Origin of the sequence: Alcanivorax sp. DSM 26293, from assembly GCF_900107995.1 — a bacterium.
In the GTDB taxonomy this organism is placed as follows: Bacteria; Pseudomonadota; Gammaproteobacteria; order Pseudomonadales; family Alcanivoracaceae; genus Alcanivorax.
The window spans coordinates 618,597-639,855 of record NZ_FNUM01000001.1 but is presented as its reverse complement, the minus strand read 5'-3'; the positions used below and the strand labels follow the sequence as shown (position 1 = coordinate 639,855).

At 59.9% G+C, this 21,259-nt stretch carries 17 protein-coding genes; 6 read left to right on the top strand and 11 right to left on the bottom strand.

Features of this window, described 5'->3' with window-relative positions:
* Nucleotides 1–51 precede the first annotated feature (51 nt).
* Entirely contained in the window at nt 52–1,389 is a 1,338-nt protein-coding gene (locus C4S63_RS02840) for a sodium:alanine symporter family protein (protein ID WP_103916639.1), read from the bottom strand.
* Between the two features lie 206 nt (nt 1,390–1,595).
* Here C4S63_RS02840 and C4S63_RS02835 point away from each other — a divergent pair, with 206 nt between their 5' ends.
* The 5 genes from C4S63_RS02835 to aceF all read left to right on the top strand — a co-directional run bounded on the left by C4S63_RS02835 (nt 1,596) and on the right by aceF (nt 10,006).
* Nucleotides 1,596–3,830 (top strand): DUF1631 domain-containing protein, encoded by a 2,235-nt coding sequence (locus C4S63_RS02835; RefSeq protein WP_103916638.1) that lies wholly within the window; start codon nt 1,596–1,598, stop codon nt 3,828–3,830.
* Between the two features lie 38 nt (nt 3,831–3,868).
* Complete coding sequence (ampD, locus tag C4S63_RS02830) at nt 3,869–4,435, top strand: 1,6-anhydro-N-acetylmuramyl-L-alanine amidase AmpD (protein WP_062816745.1); 567 nt, start codon at nt 3,869–3,871, stop codon at nt 4,433–4,435.
* Nucleotides 4,432–5,268: a hypothetical protein gene (locus C4S63_RS02825; RefSeq protein WP_103916637.1), complete on the top strand. Its 837-nt coding sequence runs from the start codon at nt 4,432–4,434 to the stop codon at nt 5,266–5,268. The genes ampD and C4S63_RS02825 overlap by 4 nt, the downstream gene beginning before the upstream one ends.
* A 376-nt stretch (nt 5,269–5,644) precedes the next feature.
* Nucleotides 5,645–8,314 (top strand): pyruvate dehydrogenase (acetyl-transferring), homodimeric type, encoded by a 2,670-nt coding sequence (gene aceE / locus C4S63_RS02820; RefSeq protein WP_103916636.1) that lies wholly within the window; start codon nt 5,645–5,647, stop codon nt 8,312–8,314.
* 36 nt (nt 8,315–8,350) lie between these two features.
* Complete coding sequence (gene aceF, locus C4S63_RS02815) at nt 8,351–10,006, top strand: dihydrolipoyllysine-residue acetyltransferase (protein ID WP_103916635.1); 1,656 nt, start codon at nt 8,351–8,353, stop codon at nt 10,004–10,006.
* 135 nt (nt 10,007–10,141) lie between these two features.
* Here the strand turns inward: aceF and C4S63_RS02810 are convergent, their stop codons facing one another.
* From C4S63_RS02810 to C4S63_RS02765, 10 genes are all read right to left on the bottom strand, one after another.
* Nucleotides 10,142–10,468 carry a Spy/CpxP family protein refolding chaperone gene (locus tag C4S63_RS02810; RefSeq protein ID WP_062816748.1) on the bottom strand — a complete coding sequence of 109 codons (327 nt, stop codon included), beginning with the start codon at nt 10,466–10,468 and terminating at the stop codon, nt 10,142–10,144.
* Between the two features lie 256 nt (nt 10,469–10,724).
* Nucleotides 10,725–11,396 (bottom strand): response regulator, encoded by a 672-nt coding sequence (locus tag C4S63_RS02805; protein ID WP_062816749.1) that lies wholly within the window; start codon nt 11,394–11,396, stop codon nt 10,725–10,727.
* Nucleotides 11,393–12,745, bottom strand: a complete 1,353-nt coding sequence (locus tag C4S63_RS02800) for an ATP-binding protein (protein ID WP_062816750.1) — start codon at nt 12,743–12,745, stop codon at nt 11,393–11,395. The genes C4S63_RS02805 and C4S63_RS02800 overlap by 4 nt, the downstream gene beginning before the upstream one ends.
* A 99-nt stretch (nt 12,746–12,844) precedes the next feature.
* Nucleotides 12,845–13,408: a cob(I)yrinic acid a,c-diamide adenosyltransferase gene (locus tag C4S63_RS02795; protein WP_062816751.1), complete on the bottom strand. Its 564-nt coding sequence runs from the start codon at nt 13,406–13,408 to the stop codon at nt 12,845–12,847.
* A gap of 116 nt (nt 13,409–13,524) precedes the next feature.
* Nucleotides 13,525–15,429 carry a TonB-dependent siderophore receptor gene (locus tag C4S63_RS02790; RefSeq protein WP_103916634.1) on the bottom strand — a complete coding sequence of 635 codons (1,905 nt, stop codon included), beginning with the start codon at nt 15,427–15,429 and terminating at the stop codon, nt 13,525–13,527.
* Nucleotides 15,430–15,650: 221 nt separating this feature from the next.
* Nucleotides 15,651–16,529, bottom strand: a complete 879-nt coding sequence (locus C4S63_RS02785; protein ID WP_103916633.1) for a ketopantoate reductase family protein — start codon at nt 16,527–16,529, stop codon at nt 15,651–15,653.
* 162 nt (nt 16,530–16,691) lie between these two features.
* Nucleotides 16,692–17,642: a response regulator gene (locus tag C4S63_RS02780; protein ID WP_062816754.1), complete on the bottom strand. Its 951-nt coding sequence runs from the start codon at nt 17,640–17,642 to the stop codon at nt 16,692–16,694.
* A 99-nt stretch (nt 17,643–17,741) separates the two neighbouring features.
* Nucleotides 17,742–19,286 (bottom strand): MFS transporter, encoded by a 1,545-nt coding sequence (locus tag C4S63_RS02775; protein WP_103916632.1) that lies wholly within the window; start codon nt 19,284–19,286, stop codon nt 17,742–17,744.
* A gap of 77 nt (nt 19,287–19,363) precedes the next feature.
* On the bottom strand, nt 19,364–19,666 hold the full coding sequence (locus C4S63_RS02770) for an MGMT family protein (protein ID WP_062816756.1): 303 nt from the start codon (nt 19,664–19,666) through the stop codon (nt 19,364–19,366).
* 136 nt (nt 19,667–19,802) lie between these two features.
* Nucleotides 19,803–20,564, bottom strand: a complete 762-nt coding sequence (locus C4S63_RS02765; RefSeq protein ID WP_103916631.1) for an SDR family oxidoreductase — start codon at nt 20,562–20,564, stop codon at nt 19,803–19,805.
* A 360-nt stretch (nt 20,565–20,924) separates the two neighbouring features.
* Here C4S63_RS02765 and groES point away from each other — a divergent pair, with 360 nt between their 5' ends.
* On the top strand, nt 20,925–21,215 hold the full coding sequence (gene groES / locus C4S63_RS02760) for a co-chaperone GroES (protein ID WP_062816758.1): 291 nt from the start codon (nt 20,925–20,927) through the stop codon (nt 21,213–21,215).
* Nucleotides 21,216–21,259: the final 44 nt, after the last annotated feature.

Sequence of the window (21,259 nt, the reverse complement as noted above, 5' to 3'; positions counted from 1 at the left end):
AAAGACCCCGCAGGCAGGCCTGCGGGGTCGTGTTATGCGGCGATGGTGCCTTCAATCCGGCCGGTGGGTAAAGAATTCCCGGCTCAGGCGGACCACCACGGGAGACAATAATAACAGAGCAATCAGGTTGGGTATCGCCATCAGGATATTCATGATGTCCGCCAATGCCCAGACCAGGTTCAGGCTGACCACGGCCCCCAGGGGCACCGCCAGTACCCAGATGACCCGAAAGGGCAGAATGGCCCGGTCACCGAACAGGAACTGGGTGCAGCGTTCGCTGTACAGGCTCCAGCCCAGCAGGGTGGTGAAGGCAAAGATCGCCAGCCCCCCGGCCACGATCACATTACCGAAGTCCCCGAACGTGGAGGAAAAGGCCAGGGCGGAAAGCGGCGCGCCTTCCTCGCCGCTGGTCCAGGCGCCGGAGGAGACAATGGCCAGGCCGGTGATGGAGCAGACAATGATGGTATCGATAAAGGTGCCCAGCATGGCGATGGAGCCCTGGCGGGCGGGGTGGTCGGTATTGGCGGAAGCATGGGCAATGGGGGCGCTGCCCAAGCCTGCTTCATTGGAAAAGATGCCACGGGCGATACCGAAGCGGATGGCTTCCTTGACCAGGGCGCCGGCGAAGCCGCCAGCGGCGGCGGTGCCCGTAAAGGCGCTTTCAAAGCACAGGGCCAGAGCCGCGGGCAGCGCTTCGGCATGGTCCACCAGGACAACCAGGCCGGCCAGCAGATAGGTCAGCGCCATGAACGGGACGATGAACGTGGCCACGGAGGCGATGCGTTTTACGCCACCCAGGACGACCAGGCCAACCAGCACGGCCAGGGTTACCCCGGTAATCCATGCCGGCAAGCCAAAGCTGTCCTGCAGGCCGTGGGCCACGGAGTTGGCCTGGACGCTGTTACCGATACCGAATCCGGCCAGCATGCCGAAGATGGCGAAGGCAATGGCCAGCCAGCGCCAGTTACGGCCCAGCCCATTCTGGATGTAGTACATGGGGCCGCCAACATATTGTCCGGCGGCATCTTTTTCCCGATATTGCACCGCCAGAACGGCTTCCGCGTATTTGGTGGCCATGCCGACCAGAGCGATCAGCCACATCCATACCAGCGCCCCCGGGCCACCGGAATGAATGGCGGTGGCGACCCCCACGATGTTACCGGTACCGATGGTGGCGGACAGGGACGTGGCCAGGGCGGCACCTGCGCCGATGGTACCGACCCCGGTCTGGGGGCCGAACATCTGCTTGAAACCGAACCCCAGCTGCCGCAGGGGCAGGAACCGCAGTATCAGGGTCAGGTAGATGCCGGTACCGGCAATCAGAATCAGTGCCGGCCATCCCCACAGGAAACCGCTGATCTGTTTAAGAATGGTAACCGCTTGCTCCATGGCTCTCGTCCATTTCCCCAAAAGGCCTTAGGCTATGGGAATTTAGCGGGCAGGGAAAGCTGGCGACGTGTTTGTGGTGGCTTAAACACAAAGTGTGACGTGCGAACTAGTTCAAAATTCGTACCCAGCTAGTGTGATAGCGTAGTAAAGTATTAAAACCACAGTCCCATTTACTGAACGGGTGAAGTACTATCCCCGGGGGTGTCATGGCCAAGGTTACCCAGCTTAAACCGGTTGCCGGCAAAGCCGCTGTCAACAGCCTGCCCAGGCCTATCGAAAAAGTCCGTGACCGCTATGTGTCAGTGGCCTCTTCCTACCTTGAGGACATGCTGGATGGTGCGGACGACCGGCTCTACGATCTGGCCGAGAAAGAGACCGACAGCGAGCGCGAGCGCTATTTTGATGCCATGCGGGAGCTGCGCGTGCAGCGAGCCGGGCTCACTGCCGGCTTGAAACAGGCCATACAGCATCAGTTTGCCTGTCTCGGGCAGGGGCAGGAGCAGGCTGAGTCTCTGGAAAATGCCAAGTTTGATCTGGACTCCTTGGCCCTGGTCAACGAAGAAGAGCTGGAAACGTCGGTGGCACTGGACAATATGGCCCGCAGAGCCCGCAACGGCTGCGCGGAACAGCTGAAAGTGTTGTGTCATCGCCTGGAATACTTGTTCGAAAGCAAGGCGGAGATCACCGAGCGCAACAACCCGCTGGAACCCCGCCAGTTGGTGGATGCATTCAACCAGGGGCTGGAAAAGCTGTCCCTGGACATCAAGGCCAGGCTGATCATTCTCAAGCTGTTTGAGCGTGAGGTGATGGCGGAAACCGGCTTTATGGTGTCCGAAGCCAACAAGGTGTTGGTGGATGCCGGGGTCCTGCCGGACATGAAAACGGCGCCGATCGCGCCTGTTCGCAAACCCGGGAACCGTTCTCTGTCGGGGGGGCAGTCGTCCTCCTCCGGTGCTGGCGCTGGCGGTAACGACCAGATGTTCGGCTTGCTCCAAGAGCTGTTGGTCACCATGCGTGGTATGCAGGGCGGTGTTGCGCCGGCGAACGGCGCCGCGCCCGCCGTTGATATGAACGCGGCCATGGCGGTCATGCAGAATGGTGTGCCCTATCTGAATGGCGCCCCGGTGGCCAATGCGGCCTCCGTTCACCAGGTCAGCTCCGATGATTTGATGGGGGTGCTCAATCGCCTGCAGCGGGTGGAGCGAAGCCTGAGTGAGAAAGACGGCGAGCGGGCCAACCTGAAGGAAGATCTCTCCGAATTGCTCGACAGTGAGCATGGTGAAGCCATCCATGCCCTGGATCAGGCCGATGACGATGTGATCAACCTGGTGTCCCTGCTGTTTGATTTTATTCTTGATGACGAGGGCCTGCCCTCGGAGATCAAGGCGTTGATCGGCCGCTTGCAGATTCCCCTGCTGAAAGTGGCAATCACCGACAAGACCTTCTTCAGCAATGACAATCACGAAGCCCGGCTGCTGCTCAACATGCTGGCCCGGGCGGGTAACCAGTGGGATCCGCAGCAGGGCATTCAGGATGACCTGTATCAGCGTATCAATCATGCAGTACACCGCATCATCGATGATTTCGAGGATGATGCCAGCCTGTTTGCCACCCTGCTTGATGAATTCCAGGGCTTTTTTGATAGTCAGCGCTCACGTTCAGAACGGGTGGAGCAACGTGTCCGAGAGGCGGAAGAGGGCAAGGCCCGCGCCGAGCAGGCACGCCAGGAAGTGGTGGCCGTGCTGGACAAGCGCATGGCAGGGCGTCAATTACCGGATGTGGTGGTACGTCTGCTCCGGCAGGGCTGGCAACAGGTGCTGTACCTGACCTGGTTGCGCGAAGGGGCTGACAGTGAAGCCTGGCAACAGCAGGTCAAGGTTGTCGACGGCGTCGTCTGGAGTGTTCTCCCGCATCGCGATCAGGGCGCTCTGGAAAAGCTCAAGGCACTCAGCCCGAAACTGCTCAAAACCCTCCATAATGGCCTGGGTCAGATCAGTTACGATGATGCCGAAGCGAAGCAGCTGCTGACCAAATTCCGGGATGTACACCAGCAATTGCTTAAAGGCCTGGAAACCGAGCGCGTGGCGGTGCAGCCGGAAATGCCGGCCGCGGAGCCTCAGCAGCAGGAACAGAGCGCGGCCTTACCGGAAAACCATTTTCTGGTGAAAAAAGCCGGCCAGCTCTCTCCGGGCCAGTGGATTGAAATTGTCGAGGTTGACGAACCTCGCCGGGCCAAACTGGCAGCCAACATCCGTGGCGGCGTCAAGATGGTGTTTACCAACCGCCGGGGGATCAAGGTGGAAGAGTTTACTGCTTACACCCTGGCCGTTGCCCTGCATGAAGGGACTGTTAAACTCATCGAAGAGGGAGCCCTGTTCGATCGGGCTCTGGAAGCGGTTATTGGCGACCTGCGCCGTATGCAGGCCAACGTTCAACATTAGGTTGGTCGGCACCGCGCGGGAATAAGGAGCTAGCGCGGGTGCTCACCCTCAACGAACACCGGGTTGACCAGGCACAATGGTGTCCATCACCCAATTTCAACCTCCGTCCCGACCCCGATGACATTTCCCTGCTGGTGATCCATAACATCAGCCTGCCGCCGGAGCAGTTCGGCGGTGATTATATTCAGGCCCTGTTCCAGAACTGCCTGAACCCGGACGATCATCCCTACTTCCGCGAAATCCACCAACTTACCGTGTCGTCTCACTTCCTTATCCGGCGCGACGGCAGCCTGTTGCAGTTTGTTCCCTGCGACCAGCGTGCCTGGCATGCGGGCATATCCTGCTTTGCCGGGCGGGAAAACTGTAATGATTTTTCCATCGGCATTGAGCTGGAAGGCGCAGATACAGTCCCCTATGAAGAGGCACAGTACGCGACATTGACGGAGCTGACCTGGCTGTTGCAGACCCATTATCCGGCGATTGACGATACCCGTATCACCGGCCATGAACATATTGCCCCGGGTCGCAAGACCGACCCGGGGCCCGCTTTCGACTGGGCGGATTACCGGGCCCGCCTGGCTGCATTCAAGGAGGAAATGGCATGAAATTTCTGGTGCTGATACTGGTGCTTGGTCTACGCAGACTGGATACCAGCTGGCCGCTCTGGATTAGCAATCCGCAGCGTCATCAGGGCTGGTTGCAGCAATGGAGCAATCGCCTGGGGCAAGGACAACGGGTCTGGTGGCTGGCGGTGCTGTTGCCGGCAGTGCTGATTGCGGCCCTGACGTGCTGGCTAGATGGATTCTGGGGGCAGCTGCTAGTGCTGGCATTGGGCATTGCACTGATGCTGTGGCTGGTCGGTGGGCAAAGCGAGTTTCGTCACGTGGATGAATTGCTGGTGCGTGGCCGCATGAACGACCCGGAAGGCTTTGCTGCTCTGGCCACGGATGAATTCGATGTGACCGGAACGCCGGGGGACCCTGACTACCAGAGTGCCCTGACGGAAAGAATTCTGGCCCGGGAACAGGGCCTCTTTGTGGCGATTTTCTGGCTGGTGCTGCTGGGTTTCGGTGCGGCATTTCTGGTGGTGCTGAACCGGGCCTGGTTGAGCCGGGCCGGTGAAGAGCAGGGCAATAGCTGGCAGACCCGCCTGGATGGCTGGGCCTGCTGGCCGGCGAACAGATTGCTGGTGTTGAGCATGGCGCTGGCCGGCGACTTCACCGCAGTGATGGAGAAAATGCGGGGCCATTGGCTGCATCAGGAGCATAGCGGCGACTCCCTGCAGCAGGTGGTCAATGTGGCACTGGAAACGTCACCGTCAGGGGAGCCAGGCTCCCTGTCTGCTGCCCTGGATCATCTGGAGTCACTGCAGGGGCTGCTGCTGCGCTGTGTTGCCATCTGGCTGATCCTGTCAGCGCTGTGGATCATCGTGATCTGACGATAATTACCCAAGGTGTTCTGGACATGCGTAGGGTGCACTGAGCCCAAGCGAACTGCACCACTCCGGCTTTGACTGGTGCAGTTCGCTTGGGCTCCGTGCACCCTACGGGAAGTGTCAAAGTATTTTTCTCTCGATCAGACTTAGGTCTGATGTCGTCCTGTAGCGGCAGTGGTCATGCTGAAAGGGATCTTGCCATACCAAAACATCCGCCTGTGACCCGCCTCTGGTGATTATCGTCATTTGACCGGCCAGTCATTGCGGCTAGTATGGAAAGTGCTTGTAGTGGCTCGCCCAACACCCCCGGGCGTTTATTTCTGCGGTGCTGCAGTGATCCTGTCGTGCCGCCTGGCAACGCGAAAAAGGACGCACGCCCATGCACAAAAGAAGTTTCTTTGATGATATGGACCCGGCGGAAACCCGGGAGTGGCTTGAAGCCCTGGAGTCCGTCGTCGAGCGCGAAGGCCCGGAGCGGGCCGCCTGGTTACTGGATACCATCACCAATGAGGCCCAGGAACAGGGCATCCACCGAACCCACCTCAATACCCCGTACCTCAATACTATTCCCGCCAAGGACGAAGTGCCGATTCCCAGTGATATTTTCATGGAACGCCGGGTGCGTTCTCTGGTGCGCTGGAATGCCCTGGCCACGGTGATGCGGGCCAACATGAATGACGACGAACTGGGGGGCCATATTGCCTCCTTTGCGTCCTCCGCCACCCTTTACGATGTGGGATTCAATCATTTCTTCCGGGCCCCCAGTGACAAGAACGAAGGGGACCTGGTGTTTTTCCAGGGCCATTCCGCGCCGGGGGTGTATGCCCGCGCTTACCTGGAAGGACGCATCAGCGAAGAGCAGCTGGATAACTTTCGCCGGGAGGTGGATGGCAAGGGCCTGTCCTCCTATCCGCATCCCTGGTTGATGCCGGACTTCTGGCAGTTTCCCACCGTGTCCATGGGGCTGGGGCCGATCCAGGCCATCTACCAGGCCCATATCATGAAATACCTGCAAAACCGTGAATTGATCCAGAAGGATGATCGCAAGGTATGGGCCTTCCTGGGCGACGGCGAAATGGACGAGCCGGAGTCTCTGGGTGCCCTGGCCCTGGCTGGCAGGGAGAAACTGGATAACCTGATTTTTGTGGTCAACTGCAACCTGCAGCGGCTGGATGGCCCGGTGCGCGGTAACGGCAAGATCATTCAGGAACTGGAAGGCGTATTCCGTGGGGCCGGCTGGAATGTGATCAAGGTGGTCTGGGGGCGACTCTGGGATCCGCTACTGGAACGGGATAACCAGGGCCTGCTGCGCCGGCGCATGGAAGAGTGCGTGGACGGGGAATACCAGGCCTACAAGAAAAACGGCGGCGCCTATACTCGTGAGCATTTCTTCGGTGAGTACCCGGAGCTGAAGAAGCTGGTAGAGCACATGTCCGACGATGAGGTGTACCGCCTCAATCGCGGTGGCCACGATCCGTTCAAGGTCTACGCGGCCTACCATGCGGCGGTGAACCACACCGGTCGGCCCACGGTGATTCTGGCCAAGACCGTAAAAGGGTACGCCACCGGCGCCGGTGAAGCGGTCAACAAGACCCATCAGATGAAGAAGCTGGATCTGGAAAGTCTCAAGGAATTCCGTGATCGCTTCGATATGCCGTTTACCGACGAAGAACTCAAGGATGTGCCCTACTACCGGCCGGACGCCGACTCCCCGGAAATGCGTTTCATGAAAGAACAGCGCGACAAGCTGGGCGGTTATATGCCGGTGCGTCGCCAGCAGGCCAGTCAGGCACTGACCCTGCCCGGGCTGGATATTTTTGCCAACTTCCTGGAAGGCAGTGGCGACCGGGAGATTTCCACCACCATGGCGTTTGTGCGCATGATGAGTGCGCTGATCAAGGACAAGCAGATCGGTGAAAGGGTGGTGCCGATTGTGCCCGATGAGGCGCGTACCTTTGGCATGGAAGGCCTGTTCCGGCAACTGGGTATCTATTCCTCTGGTGGCCAGAAATACGAGCCCGAGGATGCCGGTCAGGTCATGTATTACCGGGAAGACAAGAAGGGTCGCATCCTTGAAGAGGGGATCAACGAAGCGGGCGCCATGTCCGGCTGGCTGGCCGCCGCCACCAGCTACAGCGTGCACGATTTCACCCTGATCCCGTTCTATATCTATTACTCCATGTTCGGTTTCCAGCGCGTTGGCGACCTGTGCTGGGCCGCCGGTGACAGTCAGGCCCGCGGTTTTCTGCTGGGCGCCACCGCTGGACGCACCACGCTCAATGGGGAAGGGCTGCAGCATCAGGATGGTCACAGTCACATCCTGGCCAGCACGGTCCCCAACTGTGTCAGTTACGACCCGACCTACAGCTATGAGCTGGCGGTGATCCTCCATGACGGCTTGAAACGCATGTATGAAGACAATGAAAAGGTCTTCTATTACCTGACGCTGATGAACGAAAACTACGTGCACGGTGCCATGCCGGAGGGGGCCGAAGAAGGTATTCGCCGGGGCATGTACCTGTTGCGTGAAGGCAAGGGAAAAACCAAGAAATCCCCCCGCGTGCAGTTGCTGGGTTGCGGCACCATTCTGCGCGAGGTGGAAGCAGCAGCGGAGCTGCTCCGGGATGACTTCGGGGTGGCGGCAGATGTGTGGAGTGTCACCAGCTTCAACGAACTGCGCCGGGAAGGTCTGCGCCTGGACCGGGATGAAATCCTTAACCCGGATAAAGAGCGCGAGCGCACCTGGGTAGAGAAATGCCTGGATGGTCGCGACGGTCCGGTGATCGCGTCCACCGACTACATGCGCGCCTTTGCCGACCAGATCCGGCCCTGGATACACGCACCGTATACGGTACTGGGCACCGACGGTTTCGGCCGCAGCGATTCCCGCCAGAAACTGCGCCACTTCTTTGAGGTGGATCGTCATTTCGTGGTGCTGGCGGCGCTCAGTGCATTGCGCAAGGACGGCAAGGTGGAGGCGTCTACCGTGAAAAAGGCCATCGAAAAATACGGCATCGATACGGATAAACCCTATCCGGTGATGCATTGATCGCACCCCAACGTGATCTCACAAAAGGAGACCGGTGTGAGTAAGAGCATGATTCGTGTTCCCGATGTGGGCAGCAGTGATCCTGTTGACGTCATCGAGATCAGCGTGAAAGTCGGCGACACCATTGCCGCAGAAGACACCATTATTGTTCTGGAATCCGACAAGGCCACGGTGGAAGTGCCCGCACCGCAAGCGGGAAAAATTACCGCCATCAGCGTCAAGGTGGGGGATCGGGTCAAGGAAGGCGATGAACTGATGGAAGTGGAGGCCGAAGTCGAGTCGGAAGATCAGGCCTCCGCGGGCTCCGAGGCTGCCAGTGAACCGTCGCAGGCCGCAGAGGAAAAACCGGATACGGAGTCAAAGCCGCAAGAAGGGGGTGAGTCCGAAGCGTCGCAAGCGCAGCAAAGCGGTGGCAGCGAAACCGTTTCAGTCCCGGACCTGGGCGATATCGATTCCGCAGAAATTATCGAAGTGAATGTGGCCGTGGGTGATGAGCTCGAGCAGGAGCAGGTCATCGTGGTGGTGGAATCGGACAAGGCGTCCCTGGAAATTCCTTCTCCCTCCGCCGGCAAGGTGGAATCGGTGGCGGTGAAGGTGGGTGACAAGGTCGGCACCGGCGATGCGCTGCTGACCATGGCGGTGGCCGGCGGCAAGCCGGCAGCGGACAACAAAGCCGAGGCGGCAGAAAAGTCAGAGACAAAGCCGACGCCAGCCCCGGAGCAGGCCTCCACCGAGCAAAAACCGGCTCCGGCAACGTCGCAGCCAACCACGGCGGATGCCGGTTCCCCCTCAAAGTCCGTGCATGCTGGCCCGGCGGTCCGCAAACTGGCCCGGGAAATGGGTGTCGATCTGGCCCAGGTCAACGGCACCGGTCCCAAGGACCGAATCCTCAAGGAAGATGTACACGCCTGGGTGAAACAGCGCCTTGAAGGTGCACCTGCCGCAGCTGGCGGTGGGCTGGCGGTGGAATTGCCGGAAATTGATTTCAGCCAGTTCGGCGAGATCGAGCGGCTGGAGCTCAACAAGCTGCGCAAGGTGTCCGCCCAGAACCTGACTCGCTCCTGGCTGACCATTCCCCATGTCACCCAGCATGACAATGCGGATATCACTGACCTGGAAGCTTTCCGCAAACAACAGAACAAGGCCCTGGAAAAAGAGGGCGTCAAATTGACCATGCTGGCGTTTCTGGTCAGTGCCTGTGCCAGAGCCTTGAAGGAATTCCCCCGTTTCAATAGCTCCCTGGAAAACAGTGGTGAGGCGCTGATCCAGAAGCACTACATCAACATCGGCATTGCCGTGGACACCCCCAATGGGCTGGTGGTGCCGGTGATCAAGGATGCGGACAAGAAGGGGCTGAAAGCCATTGCCCTGGAAATGAGTGAGCTGGCGGAAAAGGCCCGCAATCGCAAACTGACACCGGCAGACATGAAGGGCGGGACGTTCAGTATTTCTTCGCTGGGAGGCATTGGCGGCACGGCCTTTACGCCCATCGTGAACTGGCCGGAAGTGGCCATCCTCGGGGTGAGCCGGTCCGACCTGCAGCCGGTCTGGGATGGTGAACAGTTTCAGCCCCGGCTGATGCTGCCGTTGAGCCTGTCCTATGATCACCGTGTGATTGATGGGGCCGATGCGGCCCGGTTCACGACCTACCTGAGCCAGTTGTTGACAGATATGCGACGGGCGTTGCTGTAGGAGCGTCGCTGGCGGCGCGATTGGCTACGTTGGAATCGCGCCGGGAGCGATGCTCCTACGGCAAAGAACGGACATTATCCCAGGTCTTTAATGGCCGGGTTTTGTGTATCGCGCGGGATAAGGCATTAGCGCGGATTACTCTCCGCGCTTGCCCTTGTTTTCCTTCCAGTTTTCCTTGCGTTCTTCCCAGCGTGCCTTGCGTTGCTCTTTCATCTCAGCCAGCTTTTCCTGCTGCGCCGGGGTCAATACCTGGTTCATCTTGCTTTGTGTTTCTTCGTGCAAGGCTTTCATCTTTTCGCCCTGCTCCTGAAAAATCGCTTTGAGCTGGGTGCTTTGCGCTTCGCTCAGTTCCAGTTTCTTTTCCAGGCGCTCAACCATTTGCTCCCCGCCTTTATGACCGGGGCCATAGGCAAAAGCGGAAGTGGTAAAGATAGCCAGGGCAACGATAGCCAGTTTTTTCATGATGCTCTCCTTGTGACTCTGTGAGTCCCTGTGAATGTGTGGGATCAGTATGGGCGGGAAGCGTGCAAGGAATATGCAGGAAAAAAGGAAGAAGCAGTGACAAGCTACAAGCCTCAAGCTGCAAGCTAAAACGCGAATCCTGGATTCTGTGCTTTTCAGCGCTGAGGCCGCGCCCAAAGTAGGGGCGCGGCCTCAGCGGTTTTCGATCATAAAACCTTTCACCATGTTGCAGCTTGAGGCTTGTCGCTTGCGGCTGTTATGGCTGCTCCAACCGGTATCCCACTCCGTAAACACTGCCGATCCAGTCATGGGATGCGTCATCCCCGTCGCTGAGTTTGCGGCGCAGTTTGCGGATGTGGCTGTCGATGGTGCGGTCGGACACTACCCGGTGATCCTGGTAGATTTCATCCATCAACTGGTCCCGGGACCAGATACGGCCGGGGTGGCGGGCCAGGGTGGCAAGCAGGGCAAACTCAATGGCGGTGAGAGCGACCCGCTGTGAACCCATGACTGCCTCATAACGCTCCTCGTCCAGAGTCAGGGTGGGGGTGGAACTGTCTTGTTGCGGATTGGCCCGGCGCAATACCGCCTTGACCCTGGCCACCACTTCCCGGGGGCTGAAGGGCTTGCAGATATAATCATCGGCGCCCAGCTCCAGGCCCAGCAGACGATCCACTTCATCCACCCGGGCGGTGACCATCAGGATCGGCACCTGGCTGTGTTGGCGAATGGCCTTGCACACTTCCATACCATCACCATCCGGTAGCATCAGATCCAGCAGAATGGCCTGAAAGTGTTCCTTTTTTGCCAACGCCATAGCCTGCCTTGCGCTGTCAGTCTGCTCGGTGTGAAAGTGCGCGTGCTGGAGATAGTCCGCCATCAGTTGTGACAGGCGGGGCTCGTCTTCCACGATCAGGATGCGATTCATGGGGCGCCTCCCGGCAGGGTAATGCAGATGCGAACGCCGCCCAGAGGACTGTGTGCTGCCGCAATGGTGCCGCCATGGGCTTCAATAATCCGCTGGCAGATAGCCAGCCCCAGGCCGGCCCCCCCCGTGCGGCGGTTGCGAGAGCTTTCCACCCGGTAGAGATGATCGAACAGGCGGGGCAGGGCATCGTCGGGCACGCCGGGGGCGCTGTCGTCGACAAGGAGTTCCCATTGGCCTGACTGCTGTGTCAGGGACAGGCTCAAGGTCCCGCCGCTGGCCGTGTACTTGAGCGAATTCTGCATCAGGTTGTCCAGCAACTGGCGAATACGCACCGGGTCCATATCGATAACGGCTCGGTCGGGAAGATGGGTTTCCAGGCTGATGCTCTGCTGGCTAAAGCTGTTGCGATAACTGTCGACCACCTCGCCAAGCAGGTCCGCCAGATCGTCTCGATGGAACTGGTAACGCAGATTGCCACCGTCGGCCAGCGCCAGATCGTGCAGGTCGTTGATCAGGTGGGTGAGCTGGGCCACTTCTCCTTCCAGGGACTTGATGAACGCCGGGCTCAAGGGGCGAATGCCATCGCTGATGGCTTCCAGTTCCCCCTGCAGGATTGCCACCGGGGTGCGCAGCTCGTGGGCAATGTCCGAGAACCAGCGTTGACGGGCCTGCTGGCCCTGATCCAGTCGTTGTGCCAACTGATTCACCTGGTCGGTGAGCGTACCCAGTTCGTCCCGGCGCCGGCTTTCCAGACGGGCGCTGTAATGGCCTTCCTGGAGATCGCGGGTGTGCTTGGACAGGGCCAGAATCGGAGCCACCAGGTGGCGAGCCAGCAGCCAGGAGACCAGCAGTGACAGCAAGACACCGACAAACAGCATCCAGCCGATGAAGCGCAGTTGGCGGCCCATGAAGCGCTGGTCCAGCTTGTCGCGGATGGCTTCCTGGTCCGGGTAAGTCAGGTAGCCAACGATACCAGGGCCGACCTGGACGGGGATTTCCGAACGGAATTTCGGTGGCACCGGTGGGCCCAGCAGCCGCTGCCGATGTGCATCCAGCAGTTGCAGGTGGCGGTGATCAGCACGGCTGTCCCGGTCATCATCCCGGTCGCCGGCCAGCCGGTAGAGTCGTTTAAGCAGGCGGGGATCGTCCATCAGGAATTGCCAGCCGCCACGTTGCTGGTAGAGCAGACCCAGATGATCTGCCAGCCTTTCTACCTGGGCCTGCTGGCGTTCATCCAGATAGGTTTCCAGGCTGCCCAGAAAGGCCAGGTAATAGAAACCGCTGGCCGCCAGGGTGAGCACCAGGAAGGTGGAAAGGAAAATGACAAAGAGTTTGTTGCGGATGCCCATGGCAAAACATCATCAATCCGGGCTTACAGTGTAGCCCGGGCCTCTGCTTTTGCGTCAGGGTTGCACAATGTTTTCACAATGGCCGTTGCAACTTGTTCCTCAGCCTTTCGGCGTCCAAAGCGTCTCCGGTGATTCCTGGCGCAGATTGATCACCCGGGCCATCACGAATAGCAGATCAGAAAGGCGATTGATCAGAGCCAGGCTGACCGGATTGACGGCGTCTTCGTCGGCTTCCAGAAGGGCAACAAGGTGGCGTTCGGTGCGCCGGGCGACCGTGCGACAGTGATGGCACCAGGCGGCATCCGGGTGGCCCCCGGGGAGAACGAACTCTTTCAGCGGCGGCAGCTCCGCATTGAAGGTATCCGCCCGGGATTCCAGTTCCACCAGATCGTGATCGTCGATGACCCGGCGACCGGGGATCGCCAGCTCGCCACCGATATCGAACAGCAATTGCTGGGCCAGGCCGAGCACGGTATCCAGATCCGTATCCAGGGACCGGGCTCGCAGTACCCCCAGGGCGCTGTTCAGCTCATCCAGCTCACCCAGTACCTGAATGCGCGGATGCCATTTGCTCACCCGACTGCCATCGGCAAGCCCGGTGTCGCCACGGTCGCCGGTGCGGGTAATTACCCGGTTGATGCGGGTCTTGTCCTTGTCGCTCATGGTGGCTCCTGATGGGGGCGCGTATCACTCTTTTCCCGTTGGAGCCTTGCTTGCAAGGCGAAGCGTTAACCTCATTCGCCTTGCGAGCAAGGCTCCAACGGGGTTGGGGTATGACCTTAGAATTCCATGCCAAACGCGGCGCGGTAATGACGTTCCGGTAACGGATACAGCGTGGCCGTGTTTGTGGTGTTGCTGAAGTTACCGTAATCCACCACCTGGTGATCTTCCAGGTTGTAGACCCCGGCCTTGAGGTACATGGCCCGGTAGCGAGCAGTCAGCTGCAGGTCCGTGGTGCGGTAGTGGTCCAGTTTGCGGAAGCGGTTGTCCAGGTCCCCGTCGAACCGTCGATCCCCCACATAGCGGTGGCTGATCTGGGTGGACAGCCAGGACAGGGCCTGCCAGTCGGCAATCAGTTGCATCGTCTGTTCCGGCACCAGCGGGACGTCGTTGCGGTCGAAGGGGCCACCGTCGAAGCGGGCCTGCTGGGCGCTGGCATTGATGGTCAGCATCAGGTCCTTGTCCAGCCGCCAGCGGGAGTTGATGCTGACGCCCTTGTGCACGGTGCGATCTTCCAGGTTACGGTTGCTACCAAAGGCACCGACGGTTGGGTCGAAGACGATCTCGTTGTCGATCTCGGCCCGCCAGAAAGTCAGGGTGGAGTGCTGACGTCCCTGGGACCAGCTGGCCCCGGCGGTGTAGCCCTTGCCGGTTTGCGGATCAATGGGGGGATTGAAAGGACTCAGTTCATCCACATTGGCAATACGCACACTGCGCTGGGCGCCGGCGAACAGGGCCAGGTTGCCGGTGAAGGTATAGCGAATCCCGCCCTCGTACATTTCGCCGTCCTGCTCCTTGTCTTGTCCTTCGCCGCTAAGGGTGCTTTCCAGCTTGCGGGCCCCGGCGCTGACGGAAAGTTTCGGGGTCAGGCTGACCAGGTTGTGCAGATACCAGGCCCGCTGGCTCTGTTCCAGTTCCCGGTCACCGAAACTGGTCTGGCTGTCGTAGTCGTATTCGTTCAGATCCAGACCCAGGGTCCAGTTGTGCACTGCGCTACCGGTGGTGTGCTGACCTTCCAGTTTGGGGGTGACGCTGATGCTCTCAACCACGGTTTCCCCCACGCTGCCGCTGGAAACGTATTCAAACGCCTGCTGCTGGCGGCGTTTGCTGGCTTCCAGGGTCAGCGCGGTGTTACCGCGCAAGGCGATGCGCAGGCCCGGCATCAGCCAGTAATTGTCCTGTTCGGCATTATCGAAGGGAGTGTCGGTCCCCTGTGGGTCATTGCGAAATTGCGCGTCGGTGCGACCGCCGGGCAGGCCCAGTTCCTGGTCTTCGCCGCTGGCGGTGAAGTAGGCTTCGATACCTTCCTCCTGGTAGCGCACATCGGCGAAGGCGCTGTGATTGCGCACCGCGTTGTTGTCCCGGTACCCGTCGCTGTCCAGGGTGCTGATGGCCACGGCGCCGCTCAGGTTGCCCTGCTGGCCAGTGGCATAGCCGCTGCCGCCAAGGGTGCCATAGCTGCCGCCATTCACTTCCAGCCCGGCGCTGTTTTCATAGCGGCGGCGGGTGATGATATTGATCACCCCGCCCACGGCGCCATTGCCGTACAAGGCTGCACCCGCGCCAGGAAGGATCTCGATACGCTCAATGGCGGCCAGGGGAATGCCACTGAGGAAGGGGCTGGCCAGATCAATATTCGAGAGGCGGCGACCATTGAGCAGGATCAGGGTGTTCTGGTTGGCGGTGGCGCCAAAGCCCAGCAGGTCCAGGCTGGCCTCGCTGCCGTTAATGCCAAAGAGCTGACTGGCCTGCAGGCCGCCCACGGTATCCAGCACTTCCGTCAGGTTACCGGCGGGCATGCTGGCCAGGGTTTCCCGGTCCAGGGTCAGGGTGCCGGTGGGCAGCTCCCCGGCCAGGCTGGGGTGACTGGCGCCACTGACTTTTACCGCCTTGATTTCGTTATCAGCCAGGGTCAGGCCGCTGGAGGCAATCAGGCCTATGGCCAGAAGATGTCGAGGTTGCATCGGTGTTCCACGAATCCGGAGAAGTGCCCGCTACGATGGCGAAAAACCGCGTCTAATTCCAGTGCTGATGGGTAAAAGCCGCAGCGGTCGGGATGACTCAGAAAGGGTAGGGCGGGGGGCATTCAGGTTCGAGGTTCGAGAAGCGAGTTTCGAAGAGCAAAACCATGACCGCCGGGAAAGCCTGGTTGTCGCTTCTCGAACCGCATATTTCGTCAAGGGTTTTAGCGCACCGTTAGTGCCGTGATCACCTGCCTGTTGGCGGGAACTGCCAAGCCCAGTTTCTCTGCCTGCTTCACCAGCCAGCCATTGATGGCATCCACCTCCGTGGGAGCGCCCCGTTGCCGGTCAGCGCGCATGGAGGAGGTGTTGCCGGCGGTGGCCCGGGCCACGGCGAGCACATTGTCTATGGAATGACCGGGCCATGCCGGGTCCAGGTGCTGCAGTATCTGATCTGCTTCCCGGCAAAGTTGCTGGGCCTGTTCGCGCAGGGCCGGGTCGTCACTCACCCGGCCATTGGGTACATCGTGGAGGGCGGTCAACGGATTGATTACCGCATTGGCGACCAGCTTGTGCCACTGGCGCGGGCGGATATCGTCCTCCCAGTGCAGGTGGGGCCAGTGTTTGGCCAGGGTGGCAAACCAGTCAGGCGGGGGGCTGCTGCCACCCAGCCAGGTGGCATTTTCCGCCACCACGGTATGGGTGGGGTGTTGCCCTTTGACGGCGCTGGTGGTGATCGCCTCCATCAGCTGGCAGCCCGCTGGCAATAAACCGTCCATGGCGCCGATGCCGTTCTGAAAACGCAATACCCGGGCGCCGTTATCGAGACGGTCAGCCACGGTCGCCATCGCCTGGCGGGTATATGGGGTTTTGACGGCCACCAGTAAATGGTCGATCCGGTCGGGCAGGGCCGCAGGCGCCAGCACAGGCAGTGAAAAGGCGTGCGGCTGTCCGTCCGGCAGCCAGAGCGTTTTTTCCAATGGCGAGGCGGTGGCGTCACGAATCACGGTGATCCGGTGCCCGGCCCGGGTCAGATACCAGGCCGCCAGCGAGCCCATATTGCCGGCCCCGAGCAAAAACCAGTGGGGAAGAGTGTGTGGCATGATGTCCAACCGCAAAGAATGGTTTTGTACCACAGCCGGCACAGAGAGCACAGAGATCGGGGAGATTGTTGTCGGCGGATGGCCGTGAGCGGCAATATCAGATTGGAAGCGGGAACCGGGTGTCGACGCTCAAATCGGGACGCGGTGGGACGGCGTCATGAGTCACACGTTGGCGGTGGCCGAGACAATGCGTCGTTCGCTGAGGGACTGATCCAGCTCCACCAGGGCCTGGTCGAACATCTGCTCGGCACTGCCATGGCCTTCGGAGGCAGCGATTGCCATGCTTACCTGCAAGCTCAGAAAGCCGGCAGCGGTCTGGTAGGCCCGGTGGTTGAGCCCTTCATACAAGCGCCGGAAACCGGTGGGATCGCAATGGCTCAACTGGGGTTGCCAGGTGATCAGGGCAAACTGGTCGGTCTGCAACCGGCAGAGATGATCCATGGGACGTACCGACTGGCGCAGGCGCCGGCTGAACGCCAGGACCCCCTGCTGCATTACCTTGTCGCCCCGCTGGGCACGCAGGGCCTCGAAGTCTTCCAGGCGCAGCATCAACAGGCAGGCGGCGCCGCCCCGTTTTTCTGCCTGCTTGAGGGTATTCTGCAGGGCGCGCAGGGCGTCCTGGCGATTACCGAAACCGGTGAGGGGATCGATGAGGGCGTGGCGTTTGAGCTGACGGTTTACGGTCAGCATGCGCTGGTAGTCGGTTTGTATGCGGTTGTGACGCTGAATGATCCGGTCTGCCGCCATCACCCGGTGATGCAGTTGCTCGGTCATGGCGGATTTGGACACAAAATCGTCCACGCCCTGGTCAAAGGCCTGTTGCAAGGCCGCCACGCCTTCGCGGGCGGTGAGTAGCAGCACATAGGTGTAGCGATTGCTGGCTTCGTCGTTTTGACGAATGCGACGGGTCAATTCCAGGCCGTCCATGCCGGGCATCAGCCAGTCCGCCACCACCAGATCGGCGGGTTGTTCGGTCAATTGGCCGAGAGCGTCCTGGGCGCTGTGGGCGTGGCGAATGCGGGTATAACCGGCAGTGGCGAGGGTACGATTGACCACCGCCGCCGAGAAGCGGGCATCGTCCACCACCAGAATATCGAGTTCCGAGTCACTCATCCGTGTGTTCTTATTGTTGTTTTTTGTAAGTGTCCACTATAGCCGGTTTGTCAATTGATTGAAAAGTATACTGTCTCCCTGCCGGGTTGGGGCGCTGCCTTACTGCCGAAAGGCCTCATGGCGCTGGATCAGATAAATCAATCCCAGCACCGGCACGCCCATCAGGCTGGCCAGCAGGAAAAAACCGGGATAGCCCAGATTATCCACCATGCTGCCGGAATAGCCGCCAATGGTTTTGGGCAGGAGCGTCATCAGGGAGCTGAAAATGGCGTACTGGACGGCGGTGAACGACACATTGGTCAGCTGGGAGAGGAAGGCCACAAAGGCGGCGCTGGCCAGGCCGGCGGTCAAGTTATCGGCAGAGATCACCGCATACAAAATGCGGATATCGTGGCCCGCGTAGGCCAGCCAGAGAAACAGCAAATTGGTGGCCACGGTCAGGAATGCCCCCAGGTAAAGCACGCGTATGACCCCGTGTCGGACCGCCAGCAGCCCCCCCAGAAAACCGCCTGCGATGGTCATAAATAACCCGAAGGTTTTTACCACCCCGGCAATCTCGGTTTTGGTAAAGCCAATATCTTCAAAGAAGACATTGGAAATCACCCCGAGAACAATATCCGAGATGCGGTAAAAACCGATAAACACCAACAGCAGTAACGCCAATCGTTTGCCGTAACGCTGGAAGAAATCTCTCACCGGTTCCAGGTAGCTCTCGGTGACCAGCCGCTTTTCATACAACGGTGTCAGCGAGAGGGCCTTGATCACCACGGCAACCGTCAGAATGGCCAGGGTAAGGCGAAGTGTCTCCACGATCAGCCCGGACAAGACCCCATTGTGGAGAAGGTCAGTCAGGGTGGTGCGCTGGGCCGTGGCGAGCTCGGCGGTCATGACGTAGACGCTGATAAATGTGGCAATACCGGCCACAAAGATGGTCAGGAATTTCAGGTATTGGCTGCTGCTGTATTGGTAGGGCGATGTTCTGGGATTGTCAGGCTCACGAATAATCAAGGTGGTAATGGCGCCAACCAGCATGGTTAGGGCCATTACCGCATAGGTGGTTTGCCAGGCGGGATAACTGTAGGCCTCGCTGGTTGAGCCCAGCCAGCTTGCCAGCACCAGGGAGCCGGCACCGGAGGTGAGCATGCCTATCCGGTAGCCGGCGATATAGGACGAGGACATCAGCGCCTGTAATTCTGCCCCGGCAGACTCGATGCGATAGGCATCGATGACAATATCCTGCGTGGCTGCGGTAAACCCGAGCATTACCACGGCAAAGGCCATCAGATTCAACGCGCCGGGTTGTGTGGGATCCACCAGAGAGATACTGAAGACGGAAATGGCCACCGTGGCCTGGGCTACCAGCAGCCAGGCGCGACGGCGTCCCAGCCAGCGTGTCAGGCCGGGGATGGGTAAGCGGTCAATCAGCGGCGCCCAGAGAAATTTGAAGGAATAGGCCAGCGCTGCCCAGCTGAAGTAGGTGACGGTGGAGCGATCAATGCCCGCCTCGCGAAGCCACAAGGATAACGACGAGAAGATCAGGAGTAACGGAATGCCTGCAGAAAACCCGTAGAAGAACATGGTCACTACACGGGGGTGCAGGAAGGCTTTCAGGGATTGCTGCCAACTGGTCGATTGTGGGGGCATAAGTCTCTTGGCGGATGTTGCCGATGGGCGAAGGGCTCATCATAGACACTTTGTCCGCAAGGAGCGATGCGGGGGCATTACCGGCCCAGGAAATACTGGCGGGGTACCCGGCCGCTCAGGACGGTGACATTTTCGTTGCGCAGTCGCTGTACCTGTTCTTCCCCTGCCGGCGTGCCTGCCAGGGCTATCCGGCCGTCTCCACGCAACACCCGGTGCCAGGGCAGACGGGTGTCGCTGGGCAACTGGCTCATCAGCCGACCCACAAACCGGGCATGGCGGGGAAAGCCCGCCTGCCGGGCCACGGCGCCATAGCTGCTCACCGCGCCAGACGGAATGGCGGCAACAATCTGGTAGACGGCGTCTCGGAATGCAGGGTCCATAAAGGCAGCTTCAAGCCACAAGTTTCAAGCTACAAGGAAAGCATGAAAGAAGACAAAAGGGCAGGCCCGAAGGCGTGCCCTTTTGTGTGGCCAGCACACCATGCTGGCTTGCAGCTTGCAGCTTGCAGCTTGCAGCTCAGCGAAGCCCGCCATCCATATCGATACAACGGCCGGTGAAGTAATCGGTCTCGAAAATAAAGGCCACGGAGCGGGCGATGTGTTCCGCTTCACCCAGACGCTGCAGGGGCACGGCCTGAATCAGGCGTTCACGGGCTTCCGGCTTCATGGCGGCCAGCATGTCGGTGTTGATGGTGCCGGGGGCCACGGCGCCGGTACGGATGTTGTAGCGAGCCAGTTCCTTCGCCCACACCTCGGCCAGGGCAACCACCCCGGTCTTGGCGGCGGCATAGTTGCTCTGGCCGAAGCTGCCCTGGCGAGCCAGGGAGGAAATGTTGACGATGACCCCTTCCTCGACACCCAGCTCCAGCATTTTGGCTGCCGCTTCGCGACCAGACAGGAACACGCCGGTCAGGTTCACGTCGATCACCGCCTGCCATTGTTGCAGGCTCATCTTGCTGACCACTTGTCCGTCCTTGGCCTTTACCAGCAGACCATCGCGGGTGATGCCGGCATTGTTGACCACGCCGTGCAAGGTGCCGAAGTCGGCCACCACATCATTGAACAGTTTCTCTACCTCTTCCTCCTTGGCCACATTGGCCAGGTAGGCACGGGCTTCACCGCCAGCGGCTTCGCAGGCCGCCACAGTGGCGTCCAGGTCTTCCTGGCTAAGGTCCACGCAGGCCAGGCGGGCGCCCTTGCCGGCAAAGTAGGTGGCAATACCCCGGCCCAGGCCGCGGCCGGCGCCGGTGACAACAACCACTTTCTGCTTCAGATCCATGGTGATTCCTTGCAATGTCGGTTCACGATGGCCCGGATTATGGTGGGCAGCCCCGGTCGGGCCAATGACCGGATTGCTCAGAGACTCGCAAAAACGGCAAACGGCACGCCGGGGCTACCTTGTCCGGCAAAGTATTTTTCTTCGCCGCCCCCTTGAAACCCGGGGCTGCGGCCCCACTCCTGTGTCCTGCAGGCGGTCGCGGGACCGGCGCTTTCAAAGGTCACATTCCCTATTGACTGCTCTGGCATCATTACTATTATTAGCACTCGACTCGTTAGAGTGCTAATTGCGACTGTCGAGCCCTGCCCGCTGGGGAAGCGGCTCGGGTGTCAACCGAACTAACTGGGAGTTTAAGGAAAAATGAGCATCCGTCCTTTGCATGATCGCGTGCTGGTTCGCCGTGAAGAGGAAGAAACCAAGACTGCTGGCGGTATCGTGCTGCCCGGTTCCGCTGCCGAGAAGCCGTCCCGCGGCGAAGTGATCGCAGTGGGTAACGGCAAGATCACCGATAGCGGTGATGTACGTCCGCTGGACGTGAAAGCCGGTGACAAGGTGATCTTCGGTCAGTACGCCGGTAACACCGTGAAGGTGGACGGCGAAGAACTGCTGATCATGAGCGAATCCGAAATTCTGGCCGTGGTCGAAGGCTAAGCGCTGAAGACCGGGTACGAGAGCCAAGAAAGAACACGAACGCC

Excerpts from the sequence above, each read along its gene's own strand:
- C4S63_RS02840 (WP_103916639.1), bottom strand. The coding sequence starts at position 1,389 with ATGGAGCAAGCGGTTACCATTCTTAAACAGATCAGCGGTTTCCTGTGG.
- C4S63_RS02835 (WP_103916638.1), top strand. The coding sequence starts at position 1,596 with ATGGCCAAGGTTACCCAGCTTAAACCGGTTGCCGGCAAAGCCGCTGTC.
- C4S63_RS02825 (WP_103916637.1), top strand. The coding sequence starts at position 4,432 with ATGAAATTTCTGGTGCTGATACTGGTGCTTGGTCTACGCAGACTGGAT.
- aceE (WP_103916636.1), top strand. The coding sequence starts at position 5,645 with ATGCACAAAAGAAGTTTCTTTGATGATATGGACCCGGCGGAAACCCGG.
- C4S63_RS02810 (WP_062816748.1), bottom strand. The coding sequence starts at position 10,468 with ATGAAAAAACTGGCTATCGTTGCCCTGGCTATCTTTACCACTTCCGCT.
- C4S63_RS02805 (WP_062816749.1), bottom strand. The coding sequence starts at position 11,396 with ATGAATCGCATCCTGATCGTGGAAGACGAGCCCCGCCTGTCACAACTG.
- C4S63_RS02800 (WP_062816750.1), bottom strand. The coding sequence starts at position 12,745 with ATGGGCATCCGCAACAAACTCTTTGTCATTTTCCTTTCCACCTTCCTG.
- C4S63_RS02795 (WP_062816751.1), bottom strand. The coding sequence starts at position 13,408 with ATGAGCGACAAGGACAAGACCCGCATCAACCGGGTAATTACCCGCACC.
- C4S63_RS02790 (WP_103916634.1), bottom strand. The coding sequence starts at position 15,429 with ATGCAACCTCGACATCTTCTGGCCATAGGCCTGATTGCCTCCAGCGGC.
- C4S63_RS02785 (WP_103916633.1), bottom strand. The coding sequence starts at position 16,529 with ATGCCACACACTCTTCCCCACTGGTTTTTGCTCGGGGCCGGCAATATG.
- C4S63_RS02780 (WP_062816754.1), bottom strand. The coding sequence starts at position 17,642 with ATGAGTGACTCGGAACTCGATATTCTGGTGGTGGACGATGCCCGCTTC.
- C4S63_RS02775 (WP_103916632.1), bottom strand. The coding sequence starts at position 19,286 with ATGCCCCCACAATCGACCAGTTGGCAGCAATCCCTGAAAGCCTTCCTG.
- C4S63_RS02770 (WP_062816756.1), bottom strand. The coding sequence starts at position 19,666 with ATGGACCCTGCATTCCGAGACGCCGTCTACCAGATTGTTGCCGCCATT.
- C4S63_RS02765 (WP_103916631.1), bottom strand. The coding sequence starts at position 20,564 with ATGGATCTGAAGCAGAAAGTGGTTGTTGTCACCGGCGCCGGCCGCGGC.
- groES (WP_062816758.1), top strand. The coding sequence starts at position 20,925 with ATGAGCATCCGTCCTTTGCATGATCGCGTGCTGGTTCGCCGTGAAGAG.